Origin of the sequence: Lysobacter sp. (assembly GCF_035655815.1) — a bacterium.
Lineage (GTDB): Bacteria > Pseudomonadota > Gammaproteobacteria > Xanthomonadales > Xanthomonadaceae > Lysobacter_J.
Genome location: NZ_DASRTS010000007.1, coordinates 34,426 through 49,920, shown reverse-complemented (window position 1 = coordinate 49,920; position 15,495 = coordinate 34,426). Strand labels below are relative to the sequence as shown.

Sequence of the window (15,495 nt, the reverse complement as noted above, 5' to 3'; positions counted from 1 at the left end):
GATCTCAATCCTCATCGTCATTCCCAACGTGATCGATCTTCATCGCAGCGCCTGACGCGCCATGCACTGCGACCGGCGTGCCCTGGGCGATGGTTTCATCCGAACCGGCCACCACGATCCATGCGTTTGCCCTTGTCAGCGGGGCGATGCGGAACGACTCCTGGCCCGGCAACGGGTGTACCCAGAGCCGACCGTCCGCGTGTAGGCGGACGCTCGCCTTGAGGAAGTGCAGCCAGCCCGCCCATGCTCGTACCGGCTTGGCGAGCGGGAGTTGCCAGGGCCGCTCGACAGGAAGGCCCATGAGTTGGCGCAGCGCGGGCTCGACGAAGAAGCGCAGACCCGTGGCGGCCGACACGGGGTTGCCCGGCAGCCCGAAGAAGTGGGTACCGCCATCGAGCTGCGCGAAGAGGATCGGCTTGCCGGGCCGGACCCGCACCTTGTGGAAGACGATCCGCGCTCGCAGGGCGCGCAACGTGTCGGGGATGAAGTCGTAGCGTCCCATCGAGACGGCTCCGGTGCTCACGATCATCTGCGCACCAGCGGCGAGCGCCCGGCCGATGACGTCGACGAATGCCGCGGTCTCGTCGCCCACCGTTTCCGCAGAAACCACGCGCGCGCCCATCTGGACAAGGCGGTCGCACAGGAACACGCGGTTGGTGTTGCGGATCTCGCCGTCGCGCAACGGCCGCGCCGGGTCGTCTACCAGTTCGCGACCGGTGCAGATCACGGCGACCGCCGGCTGCGCGACGACGGCAACCTGGCACGCGCCCGCGCCGGCGAGCAGCATGCGCTGGGCGGGGCCGACCCATGTCCCGGACGGCAGCAGCACCTGGCCGCGGGCGACGTCATCGCCACGGCGACGAACGTGCTGCCCAAGCTTCGCGGGCGGTGTCAGCCTGACCCGCAAGGCACGGCCCTCGCCGTCGCAGGCGAGCACTTCCGACTGTTCGACAGGGACGACCGAGTCCGTGCAGGCCGGCAGTCGCGCGCCGGTCATGATTTCCCAGACGCCCTCGCATTCTTCCGTGCGCCCGGCGCCGGCCGCCTGCTCCCCACATACCTCCAGCACCGCATCCGGCCGGGTGAAAAGATCCGCCAGGCGCAGCGCGAAGCCGTCCATGGCCGCATTGTCGAACGGCGGCAGATCGCCCGGACTGATCGTCACGCCCGCGGTGCAGCGTCCCAGCGAGTGCGCGAGGTCCACCGTGTCGCTGGGCAGGCGACGGCACTGGCTGGCGATGAGCGCCAACGCTGTTTCGTAGGGTATGGGCTCGGCCATGGCTTCCTCGATGGCGGATATCCGCGTGAGCCGCCGCTGCGACCGTGCCGATCCGACAGCGGGGCCGTCAACATTCGTACCCGGCGCGACGGGGGGCATGTGCGCGGCAGCCAGTGACGAGTCCGCTTCCGCAAGCCGGCGCGTCGGGGCAAGGGCACGGTGTTCGGGCGCGCCCGGCACCGTGCCGGGCGGCGCATTCTGTGATGCGCTGCGGGCGCGTGGCATTGACTGCGATCAACCGCTGCGACCCGTGCTGTCGCGGGTGTCGGCGCCGCGATGTCGCGACGGCTACGGAACGACGTTTGCGATCGCGCCGATGCGACGCCGGTCGAGCAGCTCGATCTCGCGCTTGTCGATCCGCGCCAGCCCGTCATCCTGGAATCGCTTGAGCACGCGGCTGACGGTTTCGGGTGCGAGGCGAAGGTAATTGGCGATGTCGATGCGCGACATCGTGAGTTGGAAGCGCTTCTCGGAAAAGCCGCGCATCGCCAGGCGACGCGAGAAGTCCATCAGGAACACCGCCATGCGCTGGTCCGGCGACCAATCCCCCATCATCAGGGTTGCGTTGCCGATCTCGCGGCTGATCAGGCGGAACAGTTGCTGCTGCAGGTCCGGCACGCGCGTGGCGAGCGCGGAGATCCTGTCGAACGAGAACTGGCAGATCATCACCGTGTCCAGCGCCACCGCGGTGCAACGGTAGTGGCTTTCGTCGATGGCGCTGAGCCCGATCACCTCGCCGGGCAGGTGGAACCCGAGCACGTGCTCGCGCCCCTCGCGGTCGATCACGCAGGTCTTCACCGTGCCCGCGCGGACCGCGGCGATGGACTTGAAGCTGTCGCCCTTGCGGAAGATGACGTCGCCGGCCTTCAGCGGGCCGACGTGGTCGATCAGCTCGTCCAGTTGGGCCAGGGCCTCCACGCCGATGCCCTGGGACAGACAGACATGCGAGAACGCGCATGCCATGCAGAAGTTCAGCCGTGCATCGTCGACCGCTCCGTCGCAGGCGGTGGCAGCGCACTGGCGCCTGGCGAACCTGGCTTCGCGAGGATGCATGACTCAGGCCTGCGGCGGTTCGAAGCACATGGCGATGCGACGCAGCCACGGACGTCCCTTCTCGGTAACGGTGATCCGTGTCGGCCCGATGCTTACCAGTCCGTTATCCGCCATCGGCTCCAGACGCTTCATCGCATCGGCGAAATGCTCCCTGAAGTCGAGGCGGTGCACGTGCTCGATCGTGTCGATGGTGATTTCGCCATGCAGCATCAGCTGCAGCGTGAGCTCCATGCGGATGACGTCTTCCTCGCTCAGCCAGAGCCCGCGGTGCACCGCCAGGCGTCCTTCGTCGAGGGCGGCCTCCCAGGCGCGCAGGTCCGGTGCGTTCTGGCTGTAGCAGTCGGCGATCTGGCTGAACGCACCGGCGCCGAAACCGAGCAGGTCGCAGTCGCCGCGCATGTCCAGCCCGAGGAAGTTGCGGTGATGTTCCGGCCGCAACTCCACCAGCCCCGTGCGGACATCCGGCAGGACGAACTGATGGATGCTGGTGCGGTGATAGCCTGCCGCTTCGAGCTGCTCGACCGTCGCGCGCAGCAGATCCTCTCCGGCTACGGGTTGCGGCAGCAGATTGCCCAGGTGCTCGCGACCGTGTTCGATGATGCGGTGTGGGCGCGCCGCCGTGATGGTGGTCAGGAATTCGGACAGTTCCCGGCCGGTCTGGCCCGGCAGTCCATGAAACACGTGGGCAGCGACGACGCGGATGCCTTGCGCATGGCAGTCGTGGATGACCTCCGCGCAACTGCGCGCGATGCGCATGCGCTCCGCATGGCCCTCTGCAAGCGACTTCAGCGTGTCGGTGATGATGGTGATGCGGGTAAAGCCCGCTTCGGCAAGCCTGCGCACGTCGTTCCGTGCGACGCGTTGCGGATCCAGTTCGATGGCGACGTCGCCGTCCTTGGACAGGCGGAAGTGGCTGCGCAGCGTCTCCAGCGTCTCGATGATCTGTCCGACGTCGAGGAAGGCGCTCGCATCGATGCCCAGCAGCACTTGCCATACCTGCCGGTCGCGTTCGAAGGACGCCGCGACGAGCGACACCTCGCGATACAGCCGCGCCAGGTAGGCCTCGGCGCGCTGGCGCGCCGGCGTTCCGTCGCAGGTGGGAAACCGGATGCGGATCGAGAGCCGGCGCGGGATCAGGTCGCCGTTGCTCGCGGCGATGGCGCGACGGAGATCGGACTCGCCGAACTGCGTGCTCATGCGAGACATGAACGGCGACAACCCGTATTGCCATGCGGACCCGTGGTTGCGGAGCAGCGCGATGTCGAGGGCCTGGATTGCGTGCATCGCGGCAGCCTAGGGGCTCGGTTTTCGCAGGGGATTGACCCAGGTCAATCCGGGGGCGATCGGGCGGCCTGCGCCACTGCATTCGCGTACCGCGGCCACTCGACGTGCCTCTGCGCGTGCGCTGCGCGCGCGATACCGCGCACCGCTGCCATGCAATTGACGACGACACGATCACGACACCCCGCCGATGCTATGGCCGTCCAGTAACGGAATGCGCCGCGTGAAGGGTCATGCCCTGCTCATTGTCGACATGATCAACGCCCTCGACTTCCCCGAGGGCGGGAAGTTGCTCGCGACCGCCAGGCCCGCCGCCAGGCGCATCGCGACGCTGAAGGAACGGCTGAAGTCGCGGCGCGTGCCGGTGGTGTACGTCAACGACAACTACGGGCAATGGCGGTCCGACTTCAAGCAGGTGATCGAACGCTGCGGCCGCGACGGTTCGCGTGGTGCCCCATTGGTCGAGACGCTGCACCCGGACGCCGACGACTACTTCGTCCTCAAGCCCGAACGCAGTGGTTTTCGCGACACGCCGCTGCGGCGCCTGCTGCAGGATCTGGAGGCCGACACCCTGATCCTCACCGGCATCGCACTCGATGCATGCGTGATGGCGACGGCGATCGATGCCAACATGCACGGCTTCAGGCTGTTCGTGCCGGCCGATTGCGTCGCCGCCGAGACACCGGCACGCAAGACTGCCTCGCTCAAGCTGCTGCGCGATTCACTGCAGGCCGACGTCCGGCAGTCGCGATCGATCCTGGCGCGTTGAGGCGCTCGCTACTCAGGCGCGGCGACCCGATCGCGAACGCTCGAACCACCACAGCGCTCCGCTGGCGAACAGCCAGGCGAGAAACCATGGCCAGCGCGCACCCGGATGCCGCGGCGCGACAGCATCGGTCTTCTGCGCACTGGCAACGGGTGCGGCTGCCGCAAGCCTGAGCATGGCCTCGCGCGTTTCGCTGGCGAGCAGGCCTGGCGCGGCAGTGACCGTACGTACATGGAAGGGCTGCAGGTGATCGCCGGACTGCAGCAGGTGCCAACCGGCCTGCGTCGGCCAGAACGCCGCGCATGCGCGCGTGCCCGTGGCCGGGTCGCGTGCGATCCCGACGGCATGGCCACCCGGGCCCGACACCTTCGCGTCCGCCGCCACGCCGCACAGGGCGGCGCGGCGACCGACCCGCGGATCGCCGTCGATGGGCAGCATGGACATCTTCTGCGCGCGCGAGAGCGTTGCGAGGGTACCGCTCCACAACTGGCCGTACACGTCGTCACGACCAGCGAGCGCCAGGCGATAGCTGTCGCCGACCACCCACACACCAACGCGGCCGCGACCGTGCGCGCGCCACCGGCCGAGTACGGCACCGTCAGCGGCGCGCGCCAGGTCGACGCCATCATTGGCGCTGATGCGTACGTCGCGCCGGGACAATTCGGGGAGTGCATCGACCGGCGCATCGTGCGCGCGGGGCGCATCGCGCGTTCCGGGGCCGATGCGCGCACGTATCGCGTCGTCTTCCGATGCCGTCGCGAGGCGCATGACCAACGTGTCGCGACCGTCGGAAACGTCGAATCCCAGCGCAAGCAGTCGACGGCGATCCGTCTCCGACAGGCCCGCCGTCACGCGCACCAGCAAGCCGAGGCCATTGCGCACGGCTTCGTTCAGCGCGCCACGCTGAGCCTCACCAAGCGAGGAAAGCACGCGCTCGTCGACGATGACCAGATCGAACCGGCCCAGTGTCGCGGCATTCAACGCAAGCGGCGCGTCGCCCAGCTGCACGCCGCCACCGACGGCGATCTGCGTGTGCATGGAAAGGCCGGCGTCGCGGGCCCAGCGGCGCAGGTATTTCACCTCCGGTCCGGGCGCGCCAGCCAGCACCAGTACGCGCGGCGCGGGCAGCGATTCGACCAGCACCGGAACTTCGACGTCCTCGACCACGCGTTGCGCGCCATCGCGCAGGCGCAGAGTGAACACCGCGGCGCCGGGCATGCGCGCGAGGCCGTTCACGACGAAACGGCCCTGCGCATCGAGGGCAACACGATCGACGCGGCGGCGTCCGGGATCGAGCAGCTCCGCGTAACCTCCGCGCAGGTCGTTCGTACGGCCGCCGACCTGGAAGCCGGCGCCGGTTGCGACGAGTTGCGGTGCTTCGAGTTCCACCAGACCACGCGGAAGCGGAGCAGGATCGAACGCGACCGCGATGCCGCCACGCAGCGCATCTCGATCACGCGGCGACAGTCCCGCGCCGACGATGCGCACTTCGCGCACGCCAGGGTGTTGGCGCAGCGCGGTGGCGAGATCAGGCGTGCGAACCACGCCGGCCAGCGCCGGAGCTTCGGGCAACGCAACCACGGCCGAAGCGTCGCCGACCTCGCCCAAGGCCTGCCTCGAAGTGCCGCCGGTGGCGACGATCAGCGTGCCGGCCTTGCCCGGCAGCGTAGGCGGCCACAGCGTGAAATAAAGCAATGCAGCGCACAGCGGTTGCGCCACCACCAGCGCGGCGATGCGCCACGCACGCGAACGCTGCGCGGGCACGGCGCGCCACTGGCGCACGAGTACGCCGGCCCATCCCAGCAGCACGGCGAATGCCAGCACGCATGCGGTGACGAGCGGCGTGATGAAGCCCGGTGCCGCGGACAGGGAAGCGCTCATCGCGCAGCCTCCTCACGCAGTGCATCCAGGTAGCGGCGGCCGGCAGCATCCGCGTCGTCGCGACGCGGCACCGTGGCCGCGGGACGCGGCAACAGCGGCCACAGCTGCGCACGCAGATCGGCGCGGCAGCGCGCGCAGCCGGGCTCCGCGCGCAACGACTCCATCGCGGCCACGAACGACAACGGATCGGCGATGCGCGACTCGTTGGATCGCAGCCAGCGCTCCAGCGCGTCGAAGTCCACCGCTTCGCGCTCGCCTGCCGGTGGCGTGTCTTCCAGCGCGCGCCACAGGTTGGCCAGCGTGGCGTCAGGCGGCGTGGCCGCGACCAGCACGTCGTCGCGGCGTGCGATGCCGGCGCGGTCGCCGCCGAGGCGACGGCTTTCGTCGATCGGCGGAAGCTCGGGTCCCACGCGTGCCAGGTAGATGCGGCTGGCCTGCTGCACTTCCTTGATGCGTGCCAAGGCGCGGTACGCATGCGGCAACGCCTGTTTGGGATCGCCCTGGCGCAGGTGCAGCTCGGATTGCCACATCGCGTCCAGCGCGGCCTTCAGGATGGTGCGCGTTTCGGGATCCAGCAGCGTCGCGGCCTCGGCATGGTCGTGCGTATGGCCGTATTCCTGGAGCACCGCACCCTCCTGGCCGAACGTGCCGGTCGCGGCGCTCTGCGCGTGGTCGTGGTCGTCATGGCCGTCTTCATGACCATGGTCGTCACGGGCTTCTTCCGCGTGTTCACCGCCGACTTCCGAGTCGGACTCGGTAACGTCGATCGAGTCGCTGGTCGGCGGCGGCTTGGGCTCGCCTTCGGCCTCTTCGCCGAGGAACTGGCCATAGCGCAGGCGCAGGATCCGCTGGTCCACGCCAATGGCGTCGCTGCGCTTGAGGAAGGTCTCGCCATCCAGGCGCTTCTTATCCCTCAGCAGGCCTTCGGCGTCGATGATGATCTGACGCTGGCTGCGGAAGTACGCGGGCAGCACCTTCTTGACCATGCCTTCCAGTGCGCTGGTTTCCGTGCCGAGTTCCGAGGGCCAGCGCAGGATGAGGCTGGCGCTGCGCGCACTCTGTGGCGCGGGCGTGCGGTTGTCGTCCACGCTCAGTTGCACGATGAGGTCGTCACCCGCGGCCAGTCCCAGCGCGCCGAGATCCAGGCGGTGCGCGAAGCGTTTCACAGTGACGGTGCCGGTTCCGCGCAGGGTCATGGTCTGTTCGCGGAACGTGATGTTCTCGCCGCTGCCCTGTGCCAGCGTGATGCGCAGCCGCGCGTTGGCGGCCACGCCATGGTCGTCGCTGGCCTCGAACGCCACCGGCCAACTGCGCTGCCCGGGCGTGATCAGGCTCAGGCTGCGATCCGGTTCGATCACGCGCAACTGCGGTGGGCGATCGGCGATCGCATCGAGCCGATGGCGCCGCGGATCCTGCAGCGGTGGCGCGTCATGCACGACGATGCGGTACAGCGCCGACCTGGTGAGCACGTGATCACCGCGCCATTCGTCGCCCTGCCGGCGCAGTTCGACACGGCGGCCGTCATGGAAGGCCAGTTCCGCGGAGCCGGGCTGTGGATGGAAACGCAGCGTCCACTGCAGGCGCGAGGCCTGCGGCGCCTTCGCGTCGAGCGTGGGCTCATTGCGTGCCGGTTGCCGCGTGTAGGCCGGCGGCAGCACACGCAGCTGCTGCGCCTGCACGCGCGTGTGCGTGGGCGCTGCCGCATGGCCGGTCATGCGTGCGACAACGTCGTCGAAACGTGCGGCGGGGCCTGACGGCCAGGCTAGGATGGCGAAAGTCGCGACCGCAGCTGTTGCGAGGCCGGCGATCATCGGGCGCGTGGTCCAGCGTGGCCGCACGTCGGGCGGTGCGGCCTGCAGGCGCTGCTGCAGGCGCGCGCGTTGCAGGCGTTCGAGCCCGCTCAGGGAAGCGTCGTTGGCGAACAGCAGGTCGGTGCTGTCCTCCAGGTCCGCACGGCCTGCATCCAGCTGCCGCACCAGCCATTGGCGATCCAGCCGCTGCAGGCGTACGAGCGTGATCACCGCGATCGCCAGCGCGCCGAGTACTGCAGCGCAGGCTGCCGCCACACCGCCCCAAACGCGCCATGCAAGCACGACCGCCACCACCAGCCAAGGCAGTGCGAGCGCTGCGGTGTCGAGCGCACGCCGCACACGCGCGTCGCGCAGCGCGCGATCGAGCAGCGCGCCGCTCACGGCGCCACCGCCCGCCGCATCGCGGTCGCCAGTACGCGTTCGAGCAGGAACATCAGCGCGATCAGTCCCACCAGCCACGGCTGCAGGTCGTGCGGCGCAACCGGGAACGACGGGCCGCCTTCGATCGGCGCATGCGCGCGGCTCGGCACCCGCTTAGGTTCCGCCGGCGCCGGCGCGAATAGCGCACGCAGCCTGGTCGGGAACGACGGCTCGAGCAGCTGCGGCATGGCCTGCGGCACAAGCGCACGGCGCAACTGGAGCACGCGTCCACGCCCCGCCGCGGTGCCGTCGACCAGCACTGCCCCGGTGTCGTCACGCCACATCGCCGCGCGCTCCGGCAGGTCCGGCCACGCGGCTTCACTGTCGAGCAGGACGGTGCCGCCCTGCCGGACCCACTCCTGCACCTGCGCGGGTACCGGACCCGGCACCAGCCAGACCAGCGGGCCCTTGCTGCGCGGGAGCGGCTGCGTGGGCTCCGCGACATCGAGCGGTGCACTGGGCTTGTCCGCCTGCCACGCGGCGTGCGCGGCGCGCAGGTAACGCAGCGAACTGGCGCGCGTCTGGTCGTAGCGCACGCTCATGTTGAGCGGCGCGGCTGGAGTCGGCGTCGACGCGCGTTGCTGCGCAGCACCCAGCACGCGCCAGTCCACGCGTCGCGACAGCCGCACGCGTTCGCCATCGGCATTGTCGAGTACGTCGGGCACGAATACGGTCAGCGCAACGTCGGCCGGCAGCCCGGCGTCAAGTTCGCGCAACAGGCTGGTCGGCGAAATGGCGCCATTGGCCGGAACTTCGTCGATACGCGGGAATCCCGGTGCCAGCCAGTGCCAGCGCGCGTCCGCGGCGTCGAGTTGCGCACGTGCAGCCTGCACGTCCACGCCCGGCGCCACTGCCACGTAGGGCGCATCGCTTTCGCCGCCAGTCAGAACGGGTCGCGCCAGCAGCAGGGCCAGCAGCGCAACCAGCAACAGGCGCACCAGCAGCAGCGGCCATTCGTCGAAGCGGATGCGATGGCGGGGCTTGGGCTTCTGCCGCAGCCAGCGCAGCGCGGCGAACGCGGTCGGACGCTGTTCGCTGCGCCGCGCCAGGTGGATCAGCAGCGGCAGCAGCAGCGCGGCGAGTGCGGCCAGTCCGGCCGGCAGCAGGAAGGCCAGGCTCACGCGTACTCCGCGGCGTCGCGCGCGCCGAACAGCCGCCGCAACGGCAGGTCGAGCGGCTGGTCGAGGAAGTACTCGGCATGGCGGATGCCGCTGGCGTCCAGTCGCGCATCCAGCTCGCGCCGGGCCTGCGTGAACCGCGCGAGGAAGTCGTTGCGCATCGCCGCACCGTCGCCGAGCAGTTCGTCGCCGGATTCGGGATCGTGGAAGCGATGCCCGCCCTGGAACGGAAAGTCGCGCTCCTCCGCAGTGAGGATGCGCACGGTCAGCACTTCGCGACGCGCCGCGGCCAGACGCGTCATCACATCGATGGCGCCTTCGTCGAAGCCGTCGCTGAGCAGCATCACCAGGTCGCCCGCACCGATGCGCTCCCACAGCGCGCGCAACTGTTCCGGCGCGGGCCATGCGCCGCGCGCCTGCAGGCCGTGCAGTTCGAGCAGGAAGCGGTCTCGCTGGCGCACGCCGGCACCCGGCGCGAGCAGGCGCATGCCGTCGTCGCGAAGCGCGACCAGGCCGAAGCGATCGCCCTGGCGCAGCGCGAGTTCGGCCACGCATGCGGCCAGCCCTTTCGCCGCGGACAGTCGCGACCAGCCCTTGCGCGCGGCGTCTTCCTGCGCCATCGAGGCGCTGGCATCGATCAGCAGCCACACCGCCAGCGGGCTTTCGCGTTCGGCTTCGCGCACGAAGAAACGGTCCGAACGTGCGTACAGCTTCCAGTCGATCTGGCGCAGTTCGTCGCCGGGTTCGTACGCACGGTACTGCGCGAATTCGAGACCCGCACCGCGGCTGCGACTGTGGTGCAGCCCCAGCCCCTGCAGCCCGACCGCGCGGCGCGAGGTCAGGCGCAGGTCCTTCAGCCGCGCACGCACCGGCGGCGGGATGAAGTCGGCGATGCGGGTACCGGTCTCGCTCACGCGCGGATCGATCAGGCCGGGAACGGCACGCTGCGCAGCAGCGCGGCGATCACGTCGTCAGCGCTCTTCTGCTCCGCCTCTGCCGCGAACGACAGCAGCAGGCGATGGCGCATGACCGGCGCGGCGAGTGCCGCGATGTCCTCGCGCGTGGCGGCCAGGCGGCCGTGCAGCAGCGCGCGCGCCTTGGCGGCCAGCACCAGCGACTGGCCCGCGCGCGGACCGGCGCCCCACTTCACCCATTGCCGCACTTCCGCGGGCGCGTTCTCGCCCGGGCGGCTGGCGCGCACCAGGCGCGTCACCCACGCCAGCAGGTCCTCGCCGAAGTGCACCTCGCGCACGCGCGCCTGCAGCGCGAGGACCTCATCGCCGTGCATCACGCTGGGCACCTGCGCCGAATGGGTGCCGGTGGTCTGTGCCAGGATGTCGTGCTCTTCGCGCTCGCTCGGGTAATCGACACGGATGTGCAGCAGGAAGCGATCCAGCTGCGCTTCCGGCAGCGGATAGGTGCCGGCCTGCTCCAGCGGATTCTGTGTCGCCAGCACGAAGAACGGCGCCGGCAGCGAATGCGTCACGCCGGCGTAGCTGACCGTGCGTTCCTGCATGGCCTCCAGCAGCGCGGCCTGCGTCTTGGGCGGCGTGCGGTTGAGCTCGTCGGCCAGCAGCAGGTTGGTGAAGATTGGACCGGGCTGGAAGCGGAAATGGCGATGGCCGGTGCCGTGGTCCTCTTCCAGCAGCTCGGTGCCGAGGATGTCGCTGGGCATCAGGTCCGGCGTGAACTGCACGCGGCGGAACTGCAGTTCCAGCGCCTGGCCGAGCGATCGCACCAGCAGCGTCTTGCCCAGGCCGGGCACGCCCTCGAGCAGGCAGTGCCCGCCGGCGAGCAGCCCGATGAGCAACTGCTCCACCACGGCCTCCTGGCCGACGATGGCCTGGGCGATGGCGTTGCGCAGGGTGCCGAGCCTGGCGAGCTGCGTCTGGATGTCGGCTTCGGTGGGGGTGTCGTTCATATGTGGATTCCGTTTTCGCTCTTGCCTGTCATTCCCGCGAAGGCGGGAATCCATGGACGTTTCGCTCGTGACCCGCGGATTGTGTCGCCCGAAAGGCAACGTCCATGGATCCCCGCCTTCGCGGGGATGACGCATGGAGGTTGGGCGGCGCGCAAAAGCATCAGCCGTTCAACGCATACATCACGATGTTGACCGCGAACTTCGTGTTGTCCTCGGCGAGGAAACGCTTGTTGCGCCAGTCGTAGTCCCACTCGCAGCCGTAGTCCTTGTTGCTGTACAGCACGCCCAGCCGGCCGTCGATCTCGATGCCCTGCAAATAGTCGTGCACCAGGTCGTCGCCCCAGCCGTTGAGTTCGAAGCCGGTCGCAGGCGGGCCTTCCTTGAACTCGAAGAAGCTGCGGTACAGCGCGTGGCTGTTGGGCAGCTTCTTCATGGCCTTCGGTCCGAAGATCGATGCCATCTGCGCCTCGAACGACTTGGCGAACAGGCCGTCGATGTCGTGGTTGCAGTCGTCCACGAACACGAAGCCGCCGTTGCGCACGTACCGCTCGAAGTTGCGCCGCTCGGCCGGGTTGAACTCCACCAGCTTGTGCCCGGCCAGGTAACAGAACGGCGCCGTCAGCATCTTCGGATCGGCTAGCGCCAGCACGTGTTCCTTGGGGTCCACGCGCAGGTTGGTGTAGTCGATCAGCGACGTGATCAGGTTGGCCGGCATGCGCTGGTCGACGTCCCAGTCGCCCGAGTCGTATTTTAGTCGCGTCAGCCAGAAGTCGTAATCGACCGCGGCCGCTCGCGCCATTGGCGACAGCAGCGCCCCCGCCGCGCCCATGAACATCAGGCGGAGGAACTGCGCGCGGTTCATATCGACCGCGCGGTGTTGATGATGTTGACGCCGTTGAAGCGCGTGGTGGCCGAACCGTGCGACACCGCCGACACCTGGCTGGGTTGCCCCTTGCCGTCGAAGAACGAACCGCCGAGGCGGAAGTCGCGCTCGTCGCAGATGGCCGCGCAGGCGTTCCAGAACTCCGGCGTGCGGATCTGGTACGCCGCATCCTCGACCAGGCCCGCGATCTCGCCGTTGCGGATCTCGTAGAACAGCTGGCCGCCGAACTGTGCGTTGTAGCGCTGCTGGTCGATGGAGTACGAACCGCGACCGTGCACGTACAGGCCACGCTCCACGTCCTTGACCATCTGCGCCACCGTCAGCGGCGCCTTGCCCGGCTTGAGCGAGACGTTGGCCATGCGCTGGAACTGCACGCTCGACCACGAGTCGGCGTAGCTGCAGCCGTGCGATTCGGTGTGGCCCAGGATATGCGCTTCGTCGCGCGTGGCCTGGTAGTCGACGAGGATGCCGTCGCGCACCAGGTCCCACTGCTTGGTCTTCACGCCTTCGTCGTCGTAGCCGACCGCGCCGAGGCTGCCGGCACGCGTCTTGTCGGCGACGAAGTTGACGATGTCGCTACCCCAGCGATACCCCTCGTCGCGCTTGTCCAGCGTGGCGAAGCTGGTGCCGGCGTAGTTGGCTTCGTAGCCGAGCACGCGGTCGAGCTCGAGCGGATGGCCGACGTTCTCGTGGATGGTCAGGAACAGGTTGGACGGATCGGCCACCAGGTCGTACTTGCCCGGCTTGACCGACGGCGCCTTGAGCTTGGCCCGCGCATCGCGCGCGGCGGCCACGGCATCGGCCATCACGTCGTAGCTGTGGCCGTAGCCGACCACGCCGCCGGGCAGTTCGTAACGGCCCGACGGATCGGCGTCGAGGAACTCGTAGCCCAGGCCCATCGGCGCGGACAACCCGTTGCGCGTGCGGAACTTGCCGCTGGCCTTGTCCACCGCGGTGGCGGTGATCGGCAGCCAGATGCGGTGCACGTCCTGGTCGATGTAGCTGCCATCGGTGGACGCGAAGTACTTCTGCTCGTTGACCAGGAACAGCGTGGAGTTGAAGAAGTCCGCACCGGCCTTCATCGCCGCGGCATTGACGCCCAGCAGCAGGTCGACTTTGTCCTTGATGGGCACGGCCATGCCGTTCTTGCGGATCGGAGTGGCCCACCGCACCTCGCCCACGCCCGGCGTGGGCGCCAGCTCGACCTTGCGCGTCTGGTTCTTCGCGTTGGCCTTGGCAATGGCCAGCGCCGTACGCGTGGCCTGCGCCACGGCCTCGGGCGTCTGCACGTGCGTGGCCGCGAAACCCCAGGCACCGTCGGCCAGCACGCGCACGCCGACGCCGGAGGATTCGGCGTTGACGACATTCTCGACACGCGCCTCGCGGGTGATCACCGACTGGCGCAGGTAACGGCCGACGCGCACGTCGCAGTACTGCGCGCCGCCGCCGCGTGCGGTGCTGAGCGCGGCGTCCGCAAGACTGCGGCGCCGCGCGTGGTCAACGGGTTCCAGCAGGGCTTCGGCGGCGATGCTGCGGCCATGAGGCAGCAGCACGCCGGCGAGCGACAAACCGGTGAAACTCAGGAAATCTCGGCGTTGCATTTGCGGTACCGCTGTTGATCGTCATCCCCGCGGAGGCGGGGATCCATGGACGTCGCATTCACGGATTGACGTCCATGGATTCCCGCGTTCGCGGGAATGGCGAGAGTCTTTGGAGTTCGCGGACCGTCAAACCGCATCCGACAGCGAGGTGAACGTGAAGTCGCGCAGCTTCATCGGCGGGATCATCATCACGAACGAGGACTCGTCGCCGGCCACGCGCACCGGACGGCCCAGCTCCTCGATGTTGTTGAGCATGATCACCGGCGATTCGTTGAAGCGGAAATTCTTCACCGGATGCTTGATCTGGCCGTTCTCGATGTAGAACGTGCCGTCGCGGGTCAGGCCCGTCAGCAGCACGGTCTGCGGATCGACCATGCGGATGTACCAGGTGCGCGTGACCAGGATGCCCTTCTGCGTGCCCGCCACCAGCTGCGCGGTCGACTTGTCGCCGCCGGACATCAGCAGGTTGCCCGGCTCGCCGACCGCGCGCTTGCCCTGCTTCTGCGCCCAGTAGCGCGAGTAGTTCAGCGCGACGACCTTGCCGTTCTCGACGATGGCCATCTTCTCGCGCGGCAGGCCGTCCTGGTCCCACGGCAGCACCGGCGCACGCTCGTCCCACGGATCGGCGGTGATGTTCACGCGCGGGTCGTAGACCTGCTCGCCGAGCTTGTTGCCGCCGCCCTTCTTCGACAGGAAGCTGCGGCCTTCGTCGGCCTGGCGTGCGTCGAAGAAATTCATCATGAACGAGATCAGGCCCGCGGCCGCGGCCGGTTCCAGGATCACCGTGTACTTGCCCGGCTCCAGCGCCTTGGCCTCGACCGATTCGCTGGCCTTGCGCATCGCGGTGCGGATGTCGGCGTCGGCCTTGAAGTCGGATGCGTCCTTGAGGTTGCGGCCGACCCAGCCCGAACCGCGACCGTCCTCGGTGCGCACCGTGCAGGTGTAGTCGAAGCGCGTGCCGCGCTGGTAGGCGAAGTTGCCGTTGCTGTTGGCGATGGCCGTGAAGCTCTGGCCGTCTTCCAGGAAGCCCGCCGCGATCAGCTTGTCGGCCTTGGCCGGCGCGATGGAATCCGCGGCCACCTTGGCGCGGTATTCCGGCGTGATGGCCGCGGTGGATTCGCTGAAGGTGGGGCTGGGCTTGTAGGTCTGCTTCGGAATCGCCGGCACGAACTCCGGGTTTTCAGGCGCCAGGCGGGCCAGGTCCTCGGCGCGGCGCACCACGCGTTCAAGCGAGGCGTCGTCGAACTCGTTGATGGTCGCCGTGCCCACGCGCTTGCCGAACGCCACTTCCACCGCCAGTTCGGTGTTGTCGACGATGCCGCTGGTGGAGATGTTGTTCAGCGCGAACCGGATGTTGCCGTCGATGGAGCCCGACAGCTGCGCGGTGCACTGGTCGGCCTTGGACAGCTTGATGACCTTGTCCAGGATGGCCTTGGACTGTTCTTCGGTGAAGATGCTCATGCGTTAGTTCTCCAGCGCGC

The 15,495-nt window shown here is 68.7% G+C and carries 12 protein-coding genes; 1 reads left to right on the top strand and 11 read right to left on the bottom strand.

Translation table 11 applies throughout. The features are described from left to right. Positions 1 to 4: 4 nt before the first annotated feature. The 3 genes from glp to VFE83_RS01145 all read right to left on the bottom strand — a co-directional run bounded on the left by glp (position 5) and on the right by VFE83_RS01145 (position 3,616). Complete coding sequence (glp, locus tag VFE83_RS01155) at positions 5 to 1,279, bottom strand: gephyrin-like molybdotransferase Glp (protein ID WP_324903028.1); 1,275 nt, start codon at positions 1,277 to 1,279, stop codon at positions 5 to 7. A 288-nt stretch (positions 1,280 to 1,567) separates the two neighbouring features. Further along, positions 1,568 to 2,332: a cyclic nucleotide-binding domain-containing protein gene (locus VFE83_RS01150; RefSeq protein WP_324903027.1), complete on the bottom strand. Its 765-nt coding sequence runs from the start codon at positions 2,330 to 2,332 to the stop codon at positions 1,568 to 1,570. A 3-nt stretch (positions 2,333 to 2,335) separates the two neighbouring features. Continuing rightward, on the bottom strand, positions 2,336 to 3,616 hold the full coding sequence (locus VFE83_RS01145; RefSeq protein WP_324903026.1) for a hypothetical protein: 1,281 nt from the start codon (positions 3,614 to 3,616) through the stop codon (positions 2,336 to 2,338). Between the two features lie 211 nt (positions 3,617 to 3,827). On the opposite strand from VFE83_RS01145, the gene VFE83_RS01140 reads away from it, so the two are divergent. Further along, positions 3,828 to 4,382: an isochorismatase family cysteine hydrolase gene (locus tag VFE83_RS01140; protein ID WP_324903025.1), complete on the top strand. Its 555-nt coding sequence runs from the start codon at positions 3,828 to 3,830 to the stop codon at positions 4,380 to 4,382. A gap of 12 nt (positions 4,383 to 4,394) precedes the next feature. Here the strand turns inward: VFE83_RS01140 and VFE83_RS01135 are convergent, their stop codons facing one another. The 8 genes from VFE83_RS01135 to VFE83_RS01100 form a co-directional block, all read right to left on the bottom strand. Next, positions 4,395 to 6,260, bottom strand: coding sequence for a carboxypeptidase regulatory-like domain-containing protein (locus VFE83_RS01135; protein ID WP_324903023.1), 1,866 nt, complete (start codon positions 6,258 to 6,260; stop codon positions 4,395 to 4,397). After that, positions 6,257 to 8,452, bottom strand: coding sequence for a hypothetical protein (locus VFE83_RS01130; protein WP_324903021.1), 2,196 nt, complete (start codon positions 8,450 to 8,452; stop codon positions 6,257 to 6,259). Before VFE83_RS01130 ends, VFE83_RS01135 begins: the two co-directional genes overlap by 4 nt. After that, positions 8,449 to 9,612 carry a BatA domain-containing protein gene (locus tag VFE83_RS01125; protein ID WP_324903020.1) on the bottom strand — a complete coding sequence of 388 codons (1,164 nt, stop codon included), beginning with the start codon at positions 9,610 to 9,612 and terminating at the stop codon, positions 8,449 to 8,451. Before VFE83_RS01125 ends, VFE83_RS01130 begins: the two co-directional genes overlap by 4 nt. Continuing rightward, positions 9,609 to 10,523 (bottom strand): DUF58 domain-containing protein, encoded by a 915-nt coding sequence (locus VFE83_RS01120; RefSeq protein ID WP_324903019.1) that lies wholly within the window; start codon positions 10,521 to 10,523, stop codon positions 9,609 to 9,611. The genes VFE83_RS01125 and VFE83_RS01120 overlap by 4 nt, the downstream gene beginning before the upstream one ends. Positions 10,524 to 10,534: 11 nt before the next feature. Then, a complete protein-coding gene (locus tag VFE83_RS01115; RefSeq protein WP_324903018.1) occupies positions 10,535 to 11,530 on the bottom strand; it encodes a MoxR family ATPase in 996 nt (331 codons plus the stop codon). Between the two features lie 160 nt (positions 11,531 to 11,690). Continuing rightward, positions 11,691 to 12,392: a DUF4159 domain-containing protein gene (locus VFE83_RS01110; protein WP_414674667.1), complete on the bottom strand. Its 702-nt coding sequence runs from the start codon at positions 12,390 to 12,392 to the stop codon at positions 11,691 to 11,693. Further along, complete coding sequence (locus VFE83_RS01105) at positions 12,389 to 14,014, bottom strand: TldD/PmbA family protein (RefSeq protein WP_324903017.1); 1,626 nt, start codon at positions 14,012 to 14,014, stop codon at positions 12,389 to 12,391. Before VFE83_RS01105 ends, VFE83_RS01110 begins: the two co-directional genes overlap by 4 nt. Positions 14,015 to 14,140: 126 nt before the next feature. Beyond that, a complete protein-coding gene (locus tag VFE83_RS01100) occupies positions 14,141 to 15,475 on the bottom strand; it encodes a TldD/PmbA family protein (RefSeq protein WP_324903016.1) in 1,335 nt (444 codons plus the stop codon). Positions 15,476 to 15,495 lie beyond the last annotated feature (20 nt).